14 protein-coding genes are annotated in these 15,431 nt (G+C 71.6%); 5 read left to right on the forward strand and 9 right to left on the reverse strand.

Annotated features, from left to right (window positions below; all coding sequences use genetic code 11):
• Positions 1-26: 26 nt before the first annotated feature.
• From ACWC21_RS30640 to ACWC21_RS30660, 5 genes are all read right to left on the reverse strand, one after another.
• Positions 27-2,081, reverse strand: coding sequence for a PTS fructose transporter subunit IIABC (locus tag ACWC21_RS30640; protein ID WP_450886472.1), 2,055 nt, complete (start codon positions 2,079-2,081; stop codon positions 27-29).
• Positions 2,078-2,386, reverse strand: a complete 309-nt coding sequence (locus ACWC21_RS30645) for a hypothetical protein (RefSeq protein ID WP_450886473.1) — start codon at positions 2,384-2,386, stop codon at positions 2,078-2,080. Before ACWC21_RS30645 ends, ACWC21_RS30640 begins: the two co-directional genes overlap by 4 nt.
• Positions 2,383-3,330 (reverse strand): 1-phosphofructokinase, encoded by a 948-nt coding sequence (gene pfkB / locus ACWC21_RS30650; RefSeq protein WP_450886475.1) that lies wholly within the window; start codon positions 3,328-3,330, stop codon positions 2,383-2,385. Before pfkB ends, ACWC21_RS30645 begins: the two co-directional genes overlap by 4 nt.
• Positions 3,327-4,088, reverse strand: a complete 762-nt coding sequence (locus tag ACWC21_RS30655; protein ID WP_450886542.1) for a DeoR/GlpR family DNA-binding transcription regulator — start codon at positions 4,086-4,088, stop codon at positions 3,327-3,329. Before ACWC21_RS30655 ends, pfkB begins: the two co-directional genes overlap by 4 nt.
• 275 nt (positions 4,089-4,363) lie before the next feature.
• Positions 4,364-5,878 carry an MFS transporter gene (locus ACWC21_RS30660; RefSeq protein ID WP_450886477.1) on the reverse strand — a complete coding sequence of 505 codons (1,515 nt, stop codon included), beginning with the start codon at positions 5,876-5,878 and terminating at the stop codon, positions 4,364-4,366.
• Between the two features lie 62 nt (positions 5,879-5,940).
• Between ACWC21_RS30660 and ACWC21_RS30665 the strand changes: the two genes are divergently transcribed.
• The gene (locus tag ACWC21_RS30665; protein WP_450886478.1) at positions 5,941-6,906 is read left to right on the forward strand and encodes a helix-turn-helix transcriptional regulator; all 966 of its coding nucleotides are present in this window, start codon (positions 5,941-5,943) and stop codon (positions 6,904-6,906) included.
• Positions 6,907-7,371: 465 nt separating this feature from the next.
• Here the strand turns inward: ACWC21_RS30665 and ACWC21_RS30670 are convergent, their stop codons facing one another.
• Complete coding sequence (locus tag ACWC21_RS30670; protein WP_450886480.1) at positions 7,372-8,370, reverse strand: sigma-70 family RNA polymerase sigma factor; 999 nt, start codon at positions 8,368-8,370, stop codon at positions 7,372-7,374.
• Positions 8,371-8,604: 234 nt separating this feature from the next.
• On the opposite strand from ACWC21_RS30670, the gene ACWC21_RS30675 reads away from it, so the two are divergent.
• Complete coding sequence (locus ACWC21_RS30675) at positions 8,605-9,120, forward strand: N-acetyltransferase family protein (RefSeq protein WP_450886543.1); 516 nt, start codon at positions 8,605-8,607, stop codon at positions 9,118-9,120.
• A gap of 161 nt (positions 9,121-9,281) precedes the next feature.
• On the opposite strand, the gene ACWC21_RS30680 is transcribed toward ACWC21_RS30675, so the two are convergent.
• Positions 9,282-10,073, reverse strand: a complete 792-nt coding sequence (locus tag ACWC21_RS30680; protein WP_450886482.1) for a dioxygenase family protein — start codon at positions 10,071-10,073, stop codon at positions 9,282-9,284.
• A gap of 108 nt (positions 10,074-10,181) precedes the next feature.
• Here ACWC21_RS30680 and ACWC21_RS30685 point away from each other — a divergent pair, with 108 nt between their 5' ends.
• Entirely contained in the window at positions 10,182-10,691 is a 510-nt protein-coding gene (locus ACWC21_RS30685) for a MarR family winged helix-turn-helix transcriptional regulator (protein ID WP_450886484.1), read from the forward strand.
• A gap of 31 nt (positions 10,692-10,722) precedes the next feature.
• Here the strand turns inward: ACWC21_RS30685 and ACWC21_RS30690 are convergent, their stop codons facing one another.
• Positions 10,723-12,249 (reverse strand): MFS transporter, encoded by a 1,527-nt coding sequence (locus ACWC21_RS30690; RefSeq protein ID WP_450886486.1) that lies wholly within the window; start codon positions 12,247-12,249, stop codon positions 10,723-10,725.
• 166 nt (positions 12,250-12,415) lie between these two features.
• Positions 12,416-13,060, reverse strand: a complete 645-nt coding sequence (locus ACWC21_RS30695) for a TetR/AcrR family transcriptional regulator (RefSeq protein ID WP_450886487.1) — start codon at positions 13,058-13,060, stop codon at positions 12,416-12,418.
• Between the two features lie 270 nt (positions 13,061-13,330).
• On the opposite strand from ACWC21_RS30695, the gene ACWC21_RS30700 reads away from it, so the two are divergent.
• Positions 13,331-14,638, forward strand: coding sequence for a M6 family metalloprotease domain-containing protein (locus ACWC21_RS30700; RefSeq protein WP_450886489.1), 1,308 nt, complete (start codon positions 13,331-13,333; stop codon positions 14,636-14,638).
• A 161-nt stretch (positions 14,639-14,799) separates the two neighbouring features.
• The coding region (locus ACWC21_RS30705) for a helix-turn-helix domain-containing protein (RefSeq protein ID WP_450886490.1) at positions 14,800-15,431 on the forward strand (632 nt) is incomplete at its 3' end.

The raw sequence follows: 15,431 nt of genomic DNA on the forward strand, positions 1-15,431 counted from the left end.
CCCAAAGGGCGAGGAAGCGGCGCTGGTTACGCGGCGACGGGCTGCTTACGCTCCGCCGTCCCCGTGGCCGGGCCGGCCGCCGCCCCGCTGCCCGTGGCCTCCCCGGCCTGCTTGCGCATGCCCTTGAGGACGACCACCAGCGCCGTGGTGACGCACACACCGGCCGCGATGGCGATCAGGTAGAGGAACGGGTTGCCGATCAGCGGGACCACGAAGATGCCGCCGTGCGGGGCGCGCAGGGTGGCGGCGAAGGTCATCGACAGGGCGCCGGTGACCGCGCCGCCGACCATCGAGGACGGGATGACCCGCAGCGGGTCGGCCGCCGCGAACGGGATCGCGCCCTCGGAGATGAAGGAGGCGCCGAGGACCCAGGCGGCCTTGCCGTTCTCCCGCTCGGCCTGGGTGAAGAGCTTGCCCCGGACGGTGGTGGCCAGGGCCATCGCCAGCGGCGGGACCATACCGGCCGCCATGACCGCGGCCATGATCTTCATCGCGGAGTCACTGGGGTTGGAGACCGCGATACCGGCCGTGGCGAAGGTGTACGCGACCTTGTTGACCGGGCCGCCGAGGTCGAAGCACATCATCAGGCCGAGCAGGGCGCCGAGCAGCAGGGCGTTGGCGCCGGAGAGGCCGTTCAGCCAGTCGGTCATGCCCTTCTGCGCGGACGCGATGGGCTTGCCGATGACCACGAACATCAGGAACCCGACGATCGCCGAGGAGATCAGCGGGATCACCACCACCGGCATGATGCCGCGCAGCGCCGCCGGGATGCGGACCTTCTGGATGGCCATCACCACGCCACCGGCGATCAGACCGGCCGCCAGACCGCCGAGGAAGCCGGCGTTGATCGTGGACGCGATCATGCCGCCCACGAATCCGGGCACCAGGCCGGGCCGGTCCGCCATGCCGTAGGCGATGTAGCCCGCCAGGACCGGGACGAGGAAGCCGAACGCCACCGCGCCGATCTGGAACATCAGGGCCGCCCAGCTGTGCGACTGGGTCCACACGAAGTGGTCCATGACCGAGGGCGCCGACTTGATCTCGTAGCCGCCGATCGCGAAGCCCAGGGCGATCAGCAGACCGCCCGCCGCGACGAACGGGACCATGTAGCTGACGCCGGACATCAGCCACTTGCGCAGCTTGGTGCCATAGCCCTCGCCGGCGTCACCGGACCGCTCGACCGGCGTGCCGGGCGCGGCGGCGGCCGTGACCTCGCCGCGCTCAGCCTTCTGACGGACCTCCGTGATCAGTTCGCCGGGCCGGTTGATGCCGGCCTTCACCCCGACGTCGACGGTGGGCTTCCCGGCGAAGCGGTCCTTGTCGCGCACCGGCACGTCGTGGGCGAAGATCACGCCGTCCGCCGCGGCGATCACCGCCGGGTCGAGCCGGGTGAATCCGGCCGAGCCCTGCGTCTCGACGACGACCTCGACGCCCGCCTCCCGGCCGGCGGTCTCCAGTGACTCCGCCGCCATGTAGGTGTGGGCGATGCCGGTCGGGCAGGAGGTGACGGCGACGACACGGAACGGCCGCTGCTCCTCGGCGGGAGTCCCGGCGGGGGCCTCGTCGCCCGCTGCGGCGTCGGCGGAGGCCGCCGCCGACGCCGCAGCGGAGTCTTCGGTCGCGCCGGCCTCGTCGGCCGCTTCGTCGCCCCGGATGAGCGCGGCCGCCGCGGCGGCGTCGCCCACCGAGCGCAGCGCGGAGGTGAACTCGGCGTTCATCAGCTGCCGGGCCAGCGAGGACAGGATGGTCAGGTGGGCGTCGTCGGCACCGGCCGGCGCGGCGATCAGGAAGATCAGGTCGGCGGGTCCGTCGGCGGCGCCGAAGTCGATCCCGGCGGCGCTGCGCCCGAAGGCCAGGGTCGGCTCGGTGACGTGCTCGCTGCGGCAGTGCGGGATGCCGATGCCGCCGTCGAGGCCGGTCGGCATCTGCGCCTCGCGGGCGGCCACGTCCGCGAGGAAGCCGTCCAGGTCGGTCACCCGGCCCAGGGTCACCATGCGTTCGGCGAGGGCGCGCGCCGCCGCCTCTTTGGTGTCGGCGGACAGGTCGAGGTCGACCAGGTCCGCGGTGATCATCTCGCTCATCGCGGGCTCCTTCGCACGCGTATCGCCCGGGGGGTGAGGTGGGCGGGGGTGGGGACGGGGGTGCTGTGGTGGGCAGCGGGGGTGGGGCTGGCGGAGTGGGGGGTGGCGGTGGGTGCGGAGGCGGGACCGGGGAAGCCCCGCCTCCGCGGGCCGGCGGAGCGGCTCAGGTTGCCCTGCCGGCCGGCGGTCGCGGCGAGTAACGAGGCGCCTCGCCGCTTCATGGAGAACCGTTTCAGCTCGGGGTGCCGGGACGGGGTGCCGAGGAGCCCGGGCGGGGCGGCGAGCAGGGTCGTACGTGCGTTCATGACACCGGCTCCGTCAGATCGCGGTTCACCGGGACCTCCCTTGTGACCGTCACCGCCGCCGGGTCCAGGTCGGCGGGGGTCGGCATGACACTGCCGGGCAGCTGGACGGCGGCCGCGCCGTGGGCGACGGCGGAGGCGAGTGCCTCGGGGCCGCTGCCGCCGGCGATCAGGAAACCGGCGAGCGAGGAGTCACCGGCGCCCACGTTGCTGCGTACCGCGTCTACCCGCGCGCTGCCGAACCAGGCCCCCGAGGCGTCCACCAGCAGCTGGCCGTCGGCGCCCAGGCTCGCGAGGACGGCCTGCGCGCCCATCTCCCGCAGTTCCTCGGCCGCCTTCACGGCGTCGCCCACGGTCGCGAGGGGACGTCCGACGGCCTCCGCCAGCTCTTCCGCGTTGGGCTTCACGACGTCGGGGCGCTCCCGCAGCGCCTCAAGCAGCGCGGGTCCGGAGGTGTCCAGGGCGATGCGCTTGCCGGCGGCGTGCGCCCGCGCGACCAGGTCGGCGTACCAGGCCGGGGCGAGGCCGCGCGGCAGGCTGCCGCAGCAGGCGATCCAGTCGGCGTCGCCCGACTGCGCGCGGACCGTCTCCAGCAGCAGCTCCTGCTCCTGGCGGGACAGCTCCGGGCCGGGCGCGTTGATCTTCGTCAGGACGCCGTCCGCCTCCGCGAGCGCGATGTTGGAGCGGGTGGCACCGGCGACCGGGACCGGCGCGACCTCGATGCCCTGCGCGTCGAGCAGCTCGGCGACGAGCGCGCCCGGCGCACCGCCCAGGGGCAGGACGGCGACCGTGCGCTGCCCGGCGGCCGTCACGGCACGCGAGACGTTGACGCCCTTGCCGCCGGGGTCCATGCGCTCGGTCTCGGCGCGGATGACCTCACCGCGCTTCAGGGCCTGGACCTCGTACGTACGGTCGAGGGACGGGTTGGGGGTGACGGTGAGGATCATGCGCGCACTACTTCCGTGCCGCCGCGCTCGATGGCGACGGCGTCTTCGGGGCTCAGCCCGCTGTCGGTGATCAGCAGGTCCACGTCGCTCAGGTCGCCGAACCGGGCGAAGTGCTCCTGGCCGTACTTGGTGGCGTCGGCGAGCAGCACCACGCGGCGGGCGGCGGCGATCGCCGCGCGCTTGACCGCGGCCTCGGCGAGGTCGGGGGTGGTCAGACCGTGCTCGGCGGAGAAGCCGTTGGCGGCGAGGACCAGGACGTCGGCGCGGATCTCGCCGTACGCACGCAGCGCCCAGGCGTCCACGGCGGCCCGCGTGCGGTGCCGTACGCGTCCTCCGACGAGGTGGAGCTGGATGCCCGGGTGGTCGGCGAGACGGGCCGCTATCGGCAGGGAGTGCGTGACGACGGTGAGCCGCGCCTCCAGCGGGATGGCGCCGGCCAGGCGGGCGACCGTGGTGCCGGCGTCGAGGACCATCGTGCCCTCGGTCGGCAGTTCGGCGAGGGCCGCCTTGGCGATCCGGTCCTTCTCGTCGGCGGCGGTGCCCTCGCGTTCGGTGAGGTCCGGTTCGAAGTCGAGACGTCCGGCCGGAATGGCACCGCCGTGCACCCGGCGGACCAGGCCGGCCCGGTCGAGGGCCTTCAGGTCGCGGCGGATCGTCTCCGCCGTCACCTGGAACTCCTCGGCGAGCGACAGCACGTCCACCCGGCCGCCGTCACGGGCGAGCCGGAGGATCGCCTGCTGCCGCTCCGGTGCGTACATGTCCGTTCGCCTCCGACTCATGCCCGAACGTGTGGTTTCATTCGGAGGCTACGCCCGGATGTCCGGAAAGTAAACAGGTTCGGATCCCATTCGGGCATGAACGGACTTCAGGGCTCGCTCGGGGCAGGCCCAAGGGCCCGACATCCGATCCGGGCAAGCCGAAGGGCCCGGCACCTGATGGCGCCGGGCCCTTGCCTCCCGCCGGAACCCGCCGGGCCCCGCGAACTCACCGGAACCCGCCGGACCCCACGAACTCGCCGGAACTCACTGGACTCTCAGGACACGAGTTCCCGCTCCCTCTCCTGCGCCGGCAGCTCGGCACCGCCACCCTCCACGTGCTGCGCCGGACGCTTCGGCAGGGCGAACATCAGCAGGAAGATCACGCCCATCACCGCGGCCACCCAGCCCAGCGCGTGCTGGAACGCGTCCACGAAAGCCGGGCCCACCTCAGGGCGGGTCAGGTGGTCGCCGATCGAGCCGAAGAAGACCACCGACACCAGGCCGAGCCCGAGCGCGTTGCCCATCTGCTGCACCGTGTTGATCAGACCCGACGCCGAACCGGCGTGCTCCCGCGGCACCTCGGAGAGCACCGCGTCGGTCAGCGGGGCGACGATCAGGCCCATGCCGGCCCCCATGACGACCAGCGGCAGCGCCATCTGCCAGGAGGCGATACCGAGGCCGTACCGGTGGGCCTCCGCCAGGTAGACCAGGACACCGAGGGCCATGATCAGCGCACCCGCCTGGAGCACCTTGCGGCCGAAGCGGGGCACCAGCTTCTGCACCGACATCCCGGCCGCGGTGGAGACCGCCAGCGAGAAGGGCACACCGGTCAGACCGGCGTGCAGCGGGCTCCAGCCGAGGCCCGTCTGCATGTACAGCGTCCACACCAGGAAGAACACGCCGAGGCCGACCCCGAAGACGATCTGCACCGCGATGCCCGCCGCGAAGCTCTTCACACGGAACAGTGACAGCTCGACCAGCGGGGCCCCGTCCCGCGCACTCTTGTGCCGCTCGTACGCCACGAGCGCCGCGAAGACCACGACCGCACCGGCCATCGACCCGTACCCCCACAGCGGCCAGCCCAGCTCACGGCCCCGGGTGAGCGGGTAGAGCAGCATCAGCAGGCCCAGCGTCACCAGAGCGACGCCGACGAGGTCCAGCTTCAGCGCCTTCGGAGCCTTCGACTCGGTGATGAACCGGCGGCCGAGGAGGAGGGCGACGACGCCGACCGGCAGGTTGATCAGGAAGATGGGCCGCCATTCGAGGCCGAACAGGTTCCACTCGGTCAGCAGCGCACCCAGGAGCGGCCCGGAGACCGCGCCCAGGCCGACGATCGCACCGAAGAGCCCGAACACCTTGCCGCGCTCGTGCGCCGGGAACGTGGCGTGCACGATCGACAGCACCTGCGGCACCATCATCGCCGCCATCGCGCCCTGCAGGATGCGGGAGGCGACCAGCATCTCCGGGTTCGCGGCGAAGCCGCACAGCGCGGAGGCGAGGGTGAAGCCGCCGACGCCGAGGAGGAACAGCCGCTTGCGTCCGTGGATGTCGCCGAGCCGTCCGCCTGTGATCAGGCCGGCGGCGAAGGCGAGGGCGTAACCCGCGGTGATCCACTGGATCTGGCTGAAGGAGGCGCCCGCGTCCTGCTGGATCGACGGGATCGCGATGTTGACGATCGTGACGTCGACCAGGTCCATGAAGGCGGCGGTCATCACGATCGCGAGGGCGAACCAGCGGCGGCGGTCGGCCGCCGCGTGCCCGGTGGGCTTACGGGTCTCGGTGGAGGTCATGACTCGAAGGTAGGGGCCGAGTAGGTCAGATCGTGTCCTACTTCTGCGGCATCCTCGCACGTATGACGACGGACACCCCGGCCCGGCTCCTCCAGCTCCTCTCCCTCCTCCAGACGCCCCGCGAATGGCCGGGCGGCGAGCTCGCCGAGCGGCTCGGGGTGTCCCGCCGCACGGTCCGGCGGGACGTCGACCGGCTGCGCGAGCTCGGCTATCCGGTACAGGCGACGATGGGCGCCGACGGCGGGTACCGGCTGGTCGCGGGAAAGGCGATGCCGCCGCTGGTGCTCGACGACGAGGAGGCGGTGGCCATCGCCGTGGGACTGCGGGCGGGCGCCGGGCACGCGGTGGCGGGGGTCGACGAGGCGTCGGTGCGGGCCCTGGCGAAACTGGAGCAGGTGCTGCCGGCCCGGCTGCGCCACCGCGTCTCCACCCTGCAGTCCGCGACCACCCCGCTGACCAGCGGGGACGGGGCGAGCATCGCACCGGAGACGCTCACCGTGATGGCGTCGACGGTGGCCGGACGGGAACGGCTGCGGTTCGCCTACCGCTCCAAGGACGGCAGCGAGTCGCGGCGGCTGACCGAGCCCTACCGGCTGGTTTCGACCGGGCGGCGGTGGTACCTCGTGGCGTACGACGTGAACCGGGACGACTGGCGCACGTTCCGGGTCGACCGGGTGAGCGAGCCGTTCGCGACCGGGGCGCGGTTCACACCGCGCGAGCTGCCGACGGGGAGCGCGGCGGAGTATCTGCGCCGGTCCATTCACGGCGGGCAGGACGCGTACGAGTACGAGATCGAGTTCGCGGCGTCGGCGGATTTCGTCGCGTCCCGGGTGCCGGCCTGGGTGGGCCGGCCGGAGCCGGCGGGCTCCGGGGGCTGTGTGCTGCGCGGGACGTCCGGGGGCCCCATGGAGTGGCTGGCGGTGCGACTGGCGATGGTGGGCTGCGACTTCGCCGTCCGGCGCCCCGGGGAACTGGTCACCTGCGTGCGGGAGTTGGGTGACCGCTTGAGCAGGGCGGGAGGCCTGTGAGGCGCTTGTTCCACGGGCGGCCCGTTGTGCCGGTGTGGCAAAATCTACGGTCCGACGGTTCACCCCGGGGTTCAGGTACGGGGTGGACCGCCGCTCCGGCCCGCCCGGACGACGCCGAGGAGCCGGGCTCCGGCGCCCGGGGGGACAGGCACCGAAGCCCGGCTCTGGGAAGGTCCCGGCGCCGGGGGGGGATGTGCGTCGGGACATGGCATCAGGGAGAGAACGTTTCCGCTCACGTCTCTCTTCAGGTCTCTTCAGGCGGCTGGGGGCGCCCCCTCCGGGGGACGGTTCAGGGCCCCGGACTGCTGGGCCCCGAGGGGTTTTTCCCGGGGCCCCACGAGTTGAAGCGGCGCTCCAGAGCCATGTTTGCGCGGTCTTCCGCCACCCGGCGTACGCGGTCGCCGGGAGCTCGGCACACCGGGCCGCCCGGCGGTCCGCACCGGGGCGCTCGGCATCGGGCAGGCCCTACGCCGCCGCGTCGAAGCCGGTGCTGCGGGCCAGCTTCTTCAGCTCCAGCAGTGCGTGCTTCTCGATCTGGCGGATGCGTTCGCGGGTCAGACCGTGCTCCTTGCCGACCTCCGTCAGCGTGCGCTCGCGGCCGTCCTCGATGCCGTAACGCATCTTGATGATGGAGGCGGTGCGCTGGTCGAGGCGGCCGATCAGGTCGTCCAGCTCCTCGCTGCGCAGCAGCGTCAGCACCGACTGCTCGGGCGACACCGCGGAGGTGTCCTCGAGCAGGTCGCCGAACTGGGTCTCGCCCTCGTCGTCCACCGACATGTTCAGCGAGACCGGGTCACGGGCCCAGTCGAGCACGTCGGTGACGCGCTCCGGCGTCGAGCCGAGCTCGGCGGCGATCTCCGCGGGCTCCGGCTCACGGCCGTTCTCCCGGTTGAACTCGCGCTGCACACGCCGGATTCGGCCCAGCTCCTCCACGAGGTGGACGGGCAGCCGGATGGTGCGGGACTGGTCCGCGATCGAGCGGGTGATCGCCTGCCGGATCCACCAGGTGGCGTAGGTCGAGAACTTGAAGCCCTTGCGGTAGTCGAACTTCTCGACGGCGCGCACCAGGCCCGCGTTGCCCTCCTGGATCAGGTCGAGCAGGGGCAGGCCGCTGCGGGGGTAGCGGCGCGCGACGGCGACGACCAGGCGCAGGTTGGAGCGGATGAACACGTCCTTGGCGCGCTCCCCCTCGGCGACCAGGGCCTCGAGCTCCTCACGGGTGGCGTCCGTCTTGGACTCCTCGTACCCGTCGAGGATCTGCCGTGCGAACACACCCGCCTCTATGGTCTGGGACAGGTCGACTTCCTTGGCGGCGTCGAGCAGCGGTGTCCGTGCGATCTCGTCGAGGTACATGCCGACCAGGTCGCGGTCGGCGATCTCGCCGCCATGGGCGCGAACACTGCTTGCCGCGTCGGCCGTCTCGCCGGTGGCGGACTGACGACGGGCGACGGCACGGGTTGCCATGCGTGCTCCCTTGCGAATGGGGGTCCCCCCGCTCGAGCGAAGTCGAGAGTGGGGAAGGGTCAGCGGGTGGTCCATGCGGACACTCAGCACTCCGCGGGTTGAACGTTTGGGACTCTCCTCGGGTGCCCGGCATCCGAAGGAAACAACGACTGGAATCCGGACAGAATTCCCAACCCACCCCTCGTTTTTTCTGATCATGCAGTACCCTGTCCGGCCACACAGGGAGGTGTGATGCTGCCGAAGCGTGCAGAGGTGCAGGTCAGGCCGGGTGTCGAGGGTGACCTCGAAGCCCTCACCGACATCTACAACCACTACGTACGTGAGACGCCTATCACATTTGACATCGCGCCATTCACCCCGCAGGAGCGTCGCCCCTGGCTGCTCTCCCACCCGGAAGACGGCCCGTACCGCCTGATGGTTGCCGTGGCCGCGGAGTCACAGGAGATTCTGGGCTACGCCACATCAAGCCCGCACCGGCCGAAGCCCGCGTACGGCACGTCCGTCGAGACGACCGTCTACCTCGCCCCGCACGCCGGCCGCCGCGGCATCGGCACACTGCTGTACGAGGCCCTCTTCGAGGCCCTGGCCGGCGAGGACCTGCATCGCGCCTACGCGGGCGTCACACAGCCCAACGAGGCGTCCACCCGGCTGCACGAGCGCTTCGGCTTCCGCCACATCGGCACCTACCGGGAGGTGGGCCGCAAGTTCGGCCGGTACTGGGACGTCGCCTGGTACGAGAAGGAACTCTGACCTCGCGACCGGCCCGGCGACCGGCCCGGCGGCCGACCCGGCAGGCGCGGGGCCGGACTCAGCCGCGCTGCCGCACCCCCACCGCTCAGCCTCACCGACGCGCCTCGCCGCCTCAGCCGCGCCCCACCGCTCAGCCGCACTGACGGGCTCAGCCCCGCCGCTCAGCCGAACTGCACCGACCGCTTCGCCATGCCCATCCAGAAGCCGTCGATCACGGACTTCTGCGCGTCCAGTTCACCGCCGGCCTCGGCCGCGCCCATGGTGACGAAGAGCGGGGCGAAGTGCTCGGTGCGCGGGTGGGCGTAGCGACCGGCGGGGGCCTTGTCGAGGAAGTCGAGCAGGGCGTCCCAGTCGCGGGTCTCCAGCGCGTGCCGTCCCCAGTCGTCGAACTCGGACGACCAGCTGGGCACGCCCTCGCCGACATGCCGCAGCGCGGCCAGGTTGTGGGTGAAGAAGCCGGAACCGACGATCAGCACGCCCTCGTCACGGAGCGGGGCGAGCCTGCGGCCGATCTCCATCAGGCGCACCGGGTCGAGGGTCGGCATGGAGATCTGCAGGACCGGGATGTCGGCGGCGGGGAACATCTCCACCAGGGGGACGTAGGCGCCGTGGTCGAGACCGCGGTCCGGGATGTCCTGCACGGGCATGCCGGGGGCGCGCAGCAGCTTGCGCACGGACTCGGCGAGCTCCGGTGCGCCGGGGGCCTCGTACTTCACCCGGTAGTAGTGCTCGGGGAACCCCCAGAAGTCGTAGACGAGCGGGACGGTCGTCGTCGCACCGAGGGCGAGGGGGGCCTCCTCCCAGTGGGCGGAGACCATGAGGATCGCCTTGGGGCGGGGCAGGTCGGCGGACCATGCGGCGAGCTGCCCCGGCCAGACGGGGTCGTCGGCGAGCGGCGGAGCACCGTGGCTGAGGTAGAGGGCGGGCATGCGCTCCTGTGTGATGGCGGACATGAGGCGGCTCCCTCGTCACTTCTACGGTTGCTTTAACTCTCAAGCTTTACGAACAGTGTAGACCCCACTTGTTTAAGTTTCAAGAAGGCACCCCGTACAGTGGGACCCATGAACACGGCACCCGACTCCACCGGCGAGCACCGCTGGCTCACCGACGAGGAGCAGCGCGTCTGGCGCTCGTACCTGCACGCCACCACGCTGCTGGAGGACTTTCTCGACCGCCAGCTGCAGCGCGACGCGGGAATGCCGCACGTCTACTACGGCCTGCTCGTCGGACTCGCCGAGTCCCCGCGCGGCCGGCTGCGGATGACCGAGCTCGCCATGAGGGCCAAGATCACCCGTTCCCGCCTCTCCCACGCCATCGCCCGCCTGGAGAAGAACGGCTGGGTCCGCCGTGAGGACTGCCCCTCCGACAAGCGCGGCCAGTTCGCGGTGCTGACCGAAGAGGGGTACGAGGTGCTGCGGCGCACCGCACCGGGCCATGTGGCCGCCGTACGCCAGGCCCTCTTCGAGCGCCTGACCGCGGAACAGCAGAAGACCCTCGGCGAGATCATGGAGATCGTGGCCGAGGGCCTTCAGCCCGACGAAGCGGGTGCCGACCTGCCGTGGCTCCGCTGAGGCAGCCGCGGCGCCGTGGCTAGGACAGGCCCTAGTGGGCGATCACCGGCACCGCGGCCTCGTCCTCGACCCCGTCACCGGCGGCGACCGCGCCGGAGCCCGGGCTGCCGGCGTTGACGAAGGTCACCACGATCACGGCGGAGAGCACCAGGATGCCGACGGCGAACCAGATGGCGTTGGTGTAGCCGTGCACCATGCCCTGGAGCTGGACCAGCTGCTGCTGCGGCTTGCTGCCCGCGGTCGCGATGTGGTCCTTGATGTAGGAGGTGGTCGCGGAGGACGCGATCGTGTTCAGCAGCGCCGTACCGATCGCGCCGCCCACCTGCTGCGAGGTGTTGACCATCGCCGAGGCCACACCGGCGTCCCGGGGCTCGACGCCCGTGGTCGCCAGGGACATCGCCGGCATGAACGCCGTACCCATGCCGAGGCCGAGCAGCAGCATCGCGGGCAGCAGCAGGGTCGCGTACGAGGAACCGATCTCCAGCCGGGTCAGCAGCAGCATGCCGAGCGAGGCGACCAGGAAGCCGGGGCCCATCAGCAGCCGGGCCGGGACCCGGGTCATCAGACGGGCGCCGATCTGGGTGGAGCCGGTGATCATGCCCGCGATCATCGGCAGGAACGCGAAGCCGGTCTTGACCGGGGAGTAGCCCTTCACGACCTGCAGGTAGTAGGTCAGGAAGAGGAACAGGCCGAACATGGCGATGATCGCCAGGCCCAGCGAGAGGTAGATGCCACCGCGGTTGCGGTCGGTGACCACGCGCAGCGGCAGCAGCGGGGCCTTGACCCTGGACTCGACGACCACGAAGGCGAGCAGCAGCGCGGCGGACGCGACGAACATGCCGACCGTCAGGGAGTCGCTCCAGCCGTCGGACTCGGCGCGGGTGAAGCCGTACACCAGGGACACCAGGCCGAGCGTGGACAGGACCACACCCGGGATGTCGAGCGCGGAGCGGTTGCGGCCGCCCTCCGGCTCACGGATGACGAAGTAGGCACCGGCCGCGGCGACCACCGCGAAGGGGACGTTCACGAAGAAGGTCCAGCGCCAGTCCAGGTACTCGGTGAGGAAGCCGCCGAGGATCAGGCCGACGGCGCCACCGCCACCGGCGATCGCGCCGTAGATGCCGAACGCCTTGGCACGCTCCTTGGCGTCCGTGAACATCACGGCGAGCAGCGAGAGCGCGGCCGGGGCGAGCATGGCGCCGAAGACGCCCTGGAGGGCGCGGGCGCCGAACATCATCGCGCCGTTGGTCGCGGCACCGCCGAGCGCGGAGGCGGCGGCGAAGCCGGTCAGACCTATGACGAAGGCCCGCTTGCGGCCCCACAGGTCGGCGATCCGGCCGCCGAAGAGGAGCAGACCGCCGAAGGCGAGGGCGTACGCCGTCACCACCCACTGGCGGTTGCCGTCGGATATGCCCAGGTCCTGCTGGGCGGAGGGCAGGGCGATGTTCACGATGGTCGCGTCGAGGACGACCATCAGCTGGGCGAGCGCGATGAAGACGAGCGCTTTCCAGCGGTTGGGGTCGGCGGTGCCGACGGTGGCCGGAGCTGTTTCGGACATGCGGATACTCACTTCAGGACGTCGTAAGGCACGTCGTGGACGTCGTAACGAACGTCGCGGACGCCGTAAGGGAAAAGGCATGGGGCATCAGCGGCTCGCCGTGCGCACGGCGGCCGGGGGTCGGCTGTTGTGGAGTTCGACCGGTGTACGGCCCGGAACTGATCGGTCAGGTCTGCCGGAAGTCCTCCATGGTCGCGGCCGAGCCCGGGAGTACGGAGCGGGCCGGGGCCCGCAGCCCGTCCAGGAACAGCTGCAGGAGTCGGTGGGCGAAGCGGTCCATGCTGATGCAGCCGGCACCGGCCGGGGGCCGGCTGAGCTGGTTCACGGCGAGCATCAGGTCGCCGACACAGACGTCGGGGCGAAGCCGGCCGGCCGCCTTGGCGCGGTCCATGACTTCCTCGACGATCCGCTCGGCCCTCTTGCGGGCCGCTTCGAGGTCGGGGTGGTTCTGGTCGAAGGTGGTGGAGATCATCGGGCACAGCGCGCTGATCCGCTCGTCGGCCGCGGTGTGCACGAATCGCTCCAGAGCCGCGAAGGCGTCCCCGGTCTCCGCGAGGGCCTCCTCGGCCGCCCGCGCCGTACGGTCGATGACGAAGCAGACGACCTCCCGGACCAGGGCGTCGCGGTCCGGGAAATTGCGGTACACCGTGGCGTTGCCGACACCGGCCCGGCGGGCGATCTCGTCGAGCGGCACGTCGGGGCCGTACTCGACGAACATCTCCCGGGCGGCGGCGACGATCCGCTCCCGGTTGCGCAGGGCGTCGGCGCGCGGCCGGTTCACCTTGCGCTGTACGGGCGTCGCGGTGGGCACGGCGTACTCCTGAACTCAACGGGTGGGGCGATCCGGGGAGACGGTCCCCGTTTCGCTCGGACACAGGGCTAAACGGGGAAACGGTCCCCGGATATTTCACCGCCGCCGGAAAACATCCTGTGAGCTGGATCACAGCACCTCCCGTATCCGCGTACCGCCGAGAAACCCACGATCGGTCTCCTCCAACGCGCGCCCCGCACCCCTCTGACACAGGGTGATCGCAAGGGTGCAGTCGGCGACCGGCGGCTGCCTGGAGCGGAAGGTCCCTGCATGCAGCCGCAGTCGTCCAGCGGCCGGCGTGCGCCGGGCGCACACCGGATACGCCCGCGCCGTGTGGCCGCACTCGCGTCCGTGACCGCGCTGACCCTCGCGGTCAGCACCTCGGCCGGCACGGGTCACCTCACGGCCGGGCCCACCGCCGCCGGAGCCCGACCGGTCGCCGTGGCCCGCTCCCCCGCCCTCGCCCCCTGCATGATCAGCGGCGGTCCGGACGTCCAGATGACCGAGGGCATACCGAGCCCCGGCGGCTACGCCCGCTCCACCGGCACCGTCCGTGCCCTGACCCTCATGGTCGACTTCTCCGACGCGCCCGGCGACGGCAACGCCCTCGACCGCTTCCACGAGTTCTTCCCGCAGACCCAGGAGTGGTTCCGCACCGCCTCCTACGGCCGTCTCGACTACCGCCCCGAGACACCGGTCACCGGCTGGCTGCGCATGCCGAAACCGTTCAAGGCCTACGGCATAGAGCGCGGCGCCCCCTTCGACCCCGGCTACCGCCGGCTGGTCCAGGACATCGTGGCCGCCGCCGACCCCACCGTGGACTTCCACTCCTACGATCTGCTGAACGTGCTGATCACCCCGAACGCCGGCCCTCCCGCCCTGGACACCGTGCTGTCCGTGACGTTCGCCGGCAACGCCGAGGCACCGGTCGCCGACGGAACCCCGGTCGCCAACGCCTCCTTCGTCTACTCCCGCCAGGACGACGGATCCGGCTCCTACGCCCTCACCGGCTACCGCGTACTCCCGCACGAGAACGGCCACGTCTTCGGCCTGCCCGACCTCTACACCCAGGAGGGCGGCGGCGCGGTCGGCCACTGGGACATCATGAGCGAGGACTGGGGCGCCGGGAACGACCTGCTCGCCTGGCACAAGTGGAAGCTGGGCTGGCTGGACCCCGCACAGGTCGGCTGCGCGGCGGCCCACGGCACCACCGAGTACGAACTGACCCCGCTGTACCGCACCGGCGGACGCAAACTCGTGTTCATACCGGTCAGCGGCCACAGCGGCTACGCCCTGGAACTGCGCGCCCAGGGCGGCAACGACGAGACCGTGTGCCACCCCGGCATCCTCGTCTACAAGGTCGACGCGAACGTCGACACGGGCAGCGGCCCCATCAAGGTCTACGACGCCCACCGCCACTCCGGCGGCTGCACCAGCAGCCCCAACGTCCACGCCGAACTCTCCGACGCCCCCTTCGCCCCCGGCGAGACCTTCAAGGACCCGCTGCGGGGGATCACCGTGAAGGTGACCGAGGCGGACTCGGACGGGAACTACCGGGTGCGGGTGACGCGGAGGTAGCACCCGGTCGGCGGGCTGCCTGGGATTACGGTAGGCGTTCCGAGACCGCCCGTTCCCACGGCGGTCGCACCGAGACCGCCGTACCCGCGACGGTCACACCTGGACCGCCGTACCGCGACGGTCGCACCGAGACCGCCGTACCGCGTGGAGAGCCGGAGCCGATGCCCGCGAACACCGCACTGGACGCCGACGCCCCGCGGGGCACCGCGGAGGCCGTAGGAGCCGCTGGAGCCGCCGACGCCGCAGGCACCGCAGGCACCGCAGGCACCGCAGGCACCGCAGGCACCATCGAGCCACCGGCCGAGGCGGTGACACCCCTAATCCGCGGGATCGCCGTACTGCGCGAGCTCACCGAGGGGGGCGGCACCCTCAGCCCGAGCGCGCTCGAACGGGCCACCGGACTCGCCCGTTCCACGGTGGACCGGATCACGGCGACGCTCGAGCACATGGGATACGTACGTCTCGACGGCCGGGAAGTCGTACTGGCGCCCCCCGTGATGGAACTCGGCAACGCCTACCTCGCCGCCCTCCGCCTGCCCGCACTGCTGGACGCCCGCGCCGACGCGCTCGCCGACGACCTCGACGAATCGGTGTCGCTGGCGGTCGCCGACGGTGACGGCATCCGCTTCATCCACCAGGCCACCCGCCGCCGCGCGATGTCCCTCAGCTTCCGCATCGGCGACCTCCTCCCCGCCGAACGCACCGCCCCCGGCCCGCTGTTCGCGGCGGAATGGACGGAGACCGACTGGACACGGTGGCGCGCACGCCGGGCAGCCGATCCGGACGACACCGC

This window comes from Streptomyces sp. NPDC001348 (assembly GCF_053597535.1).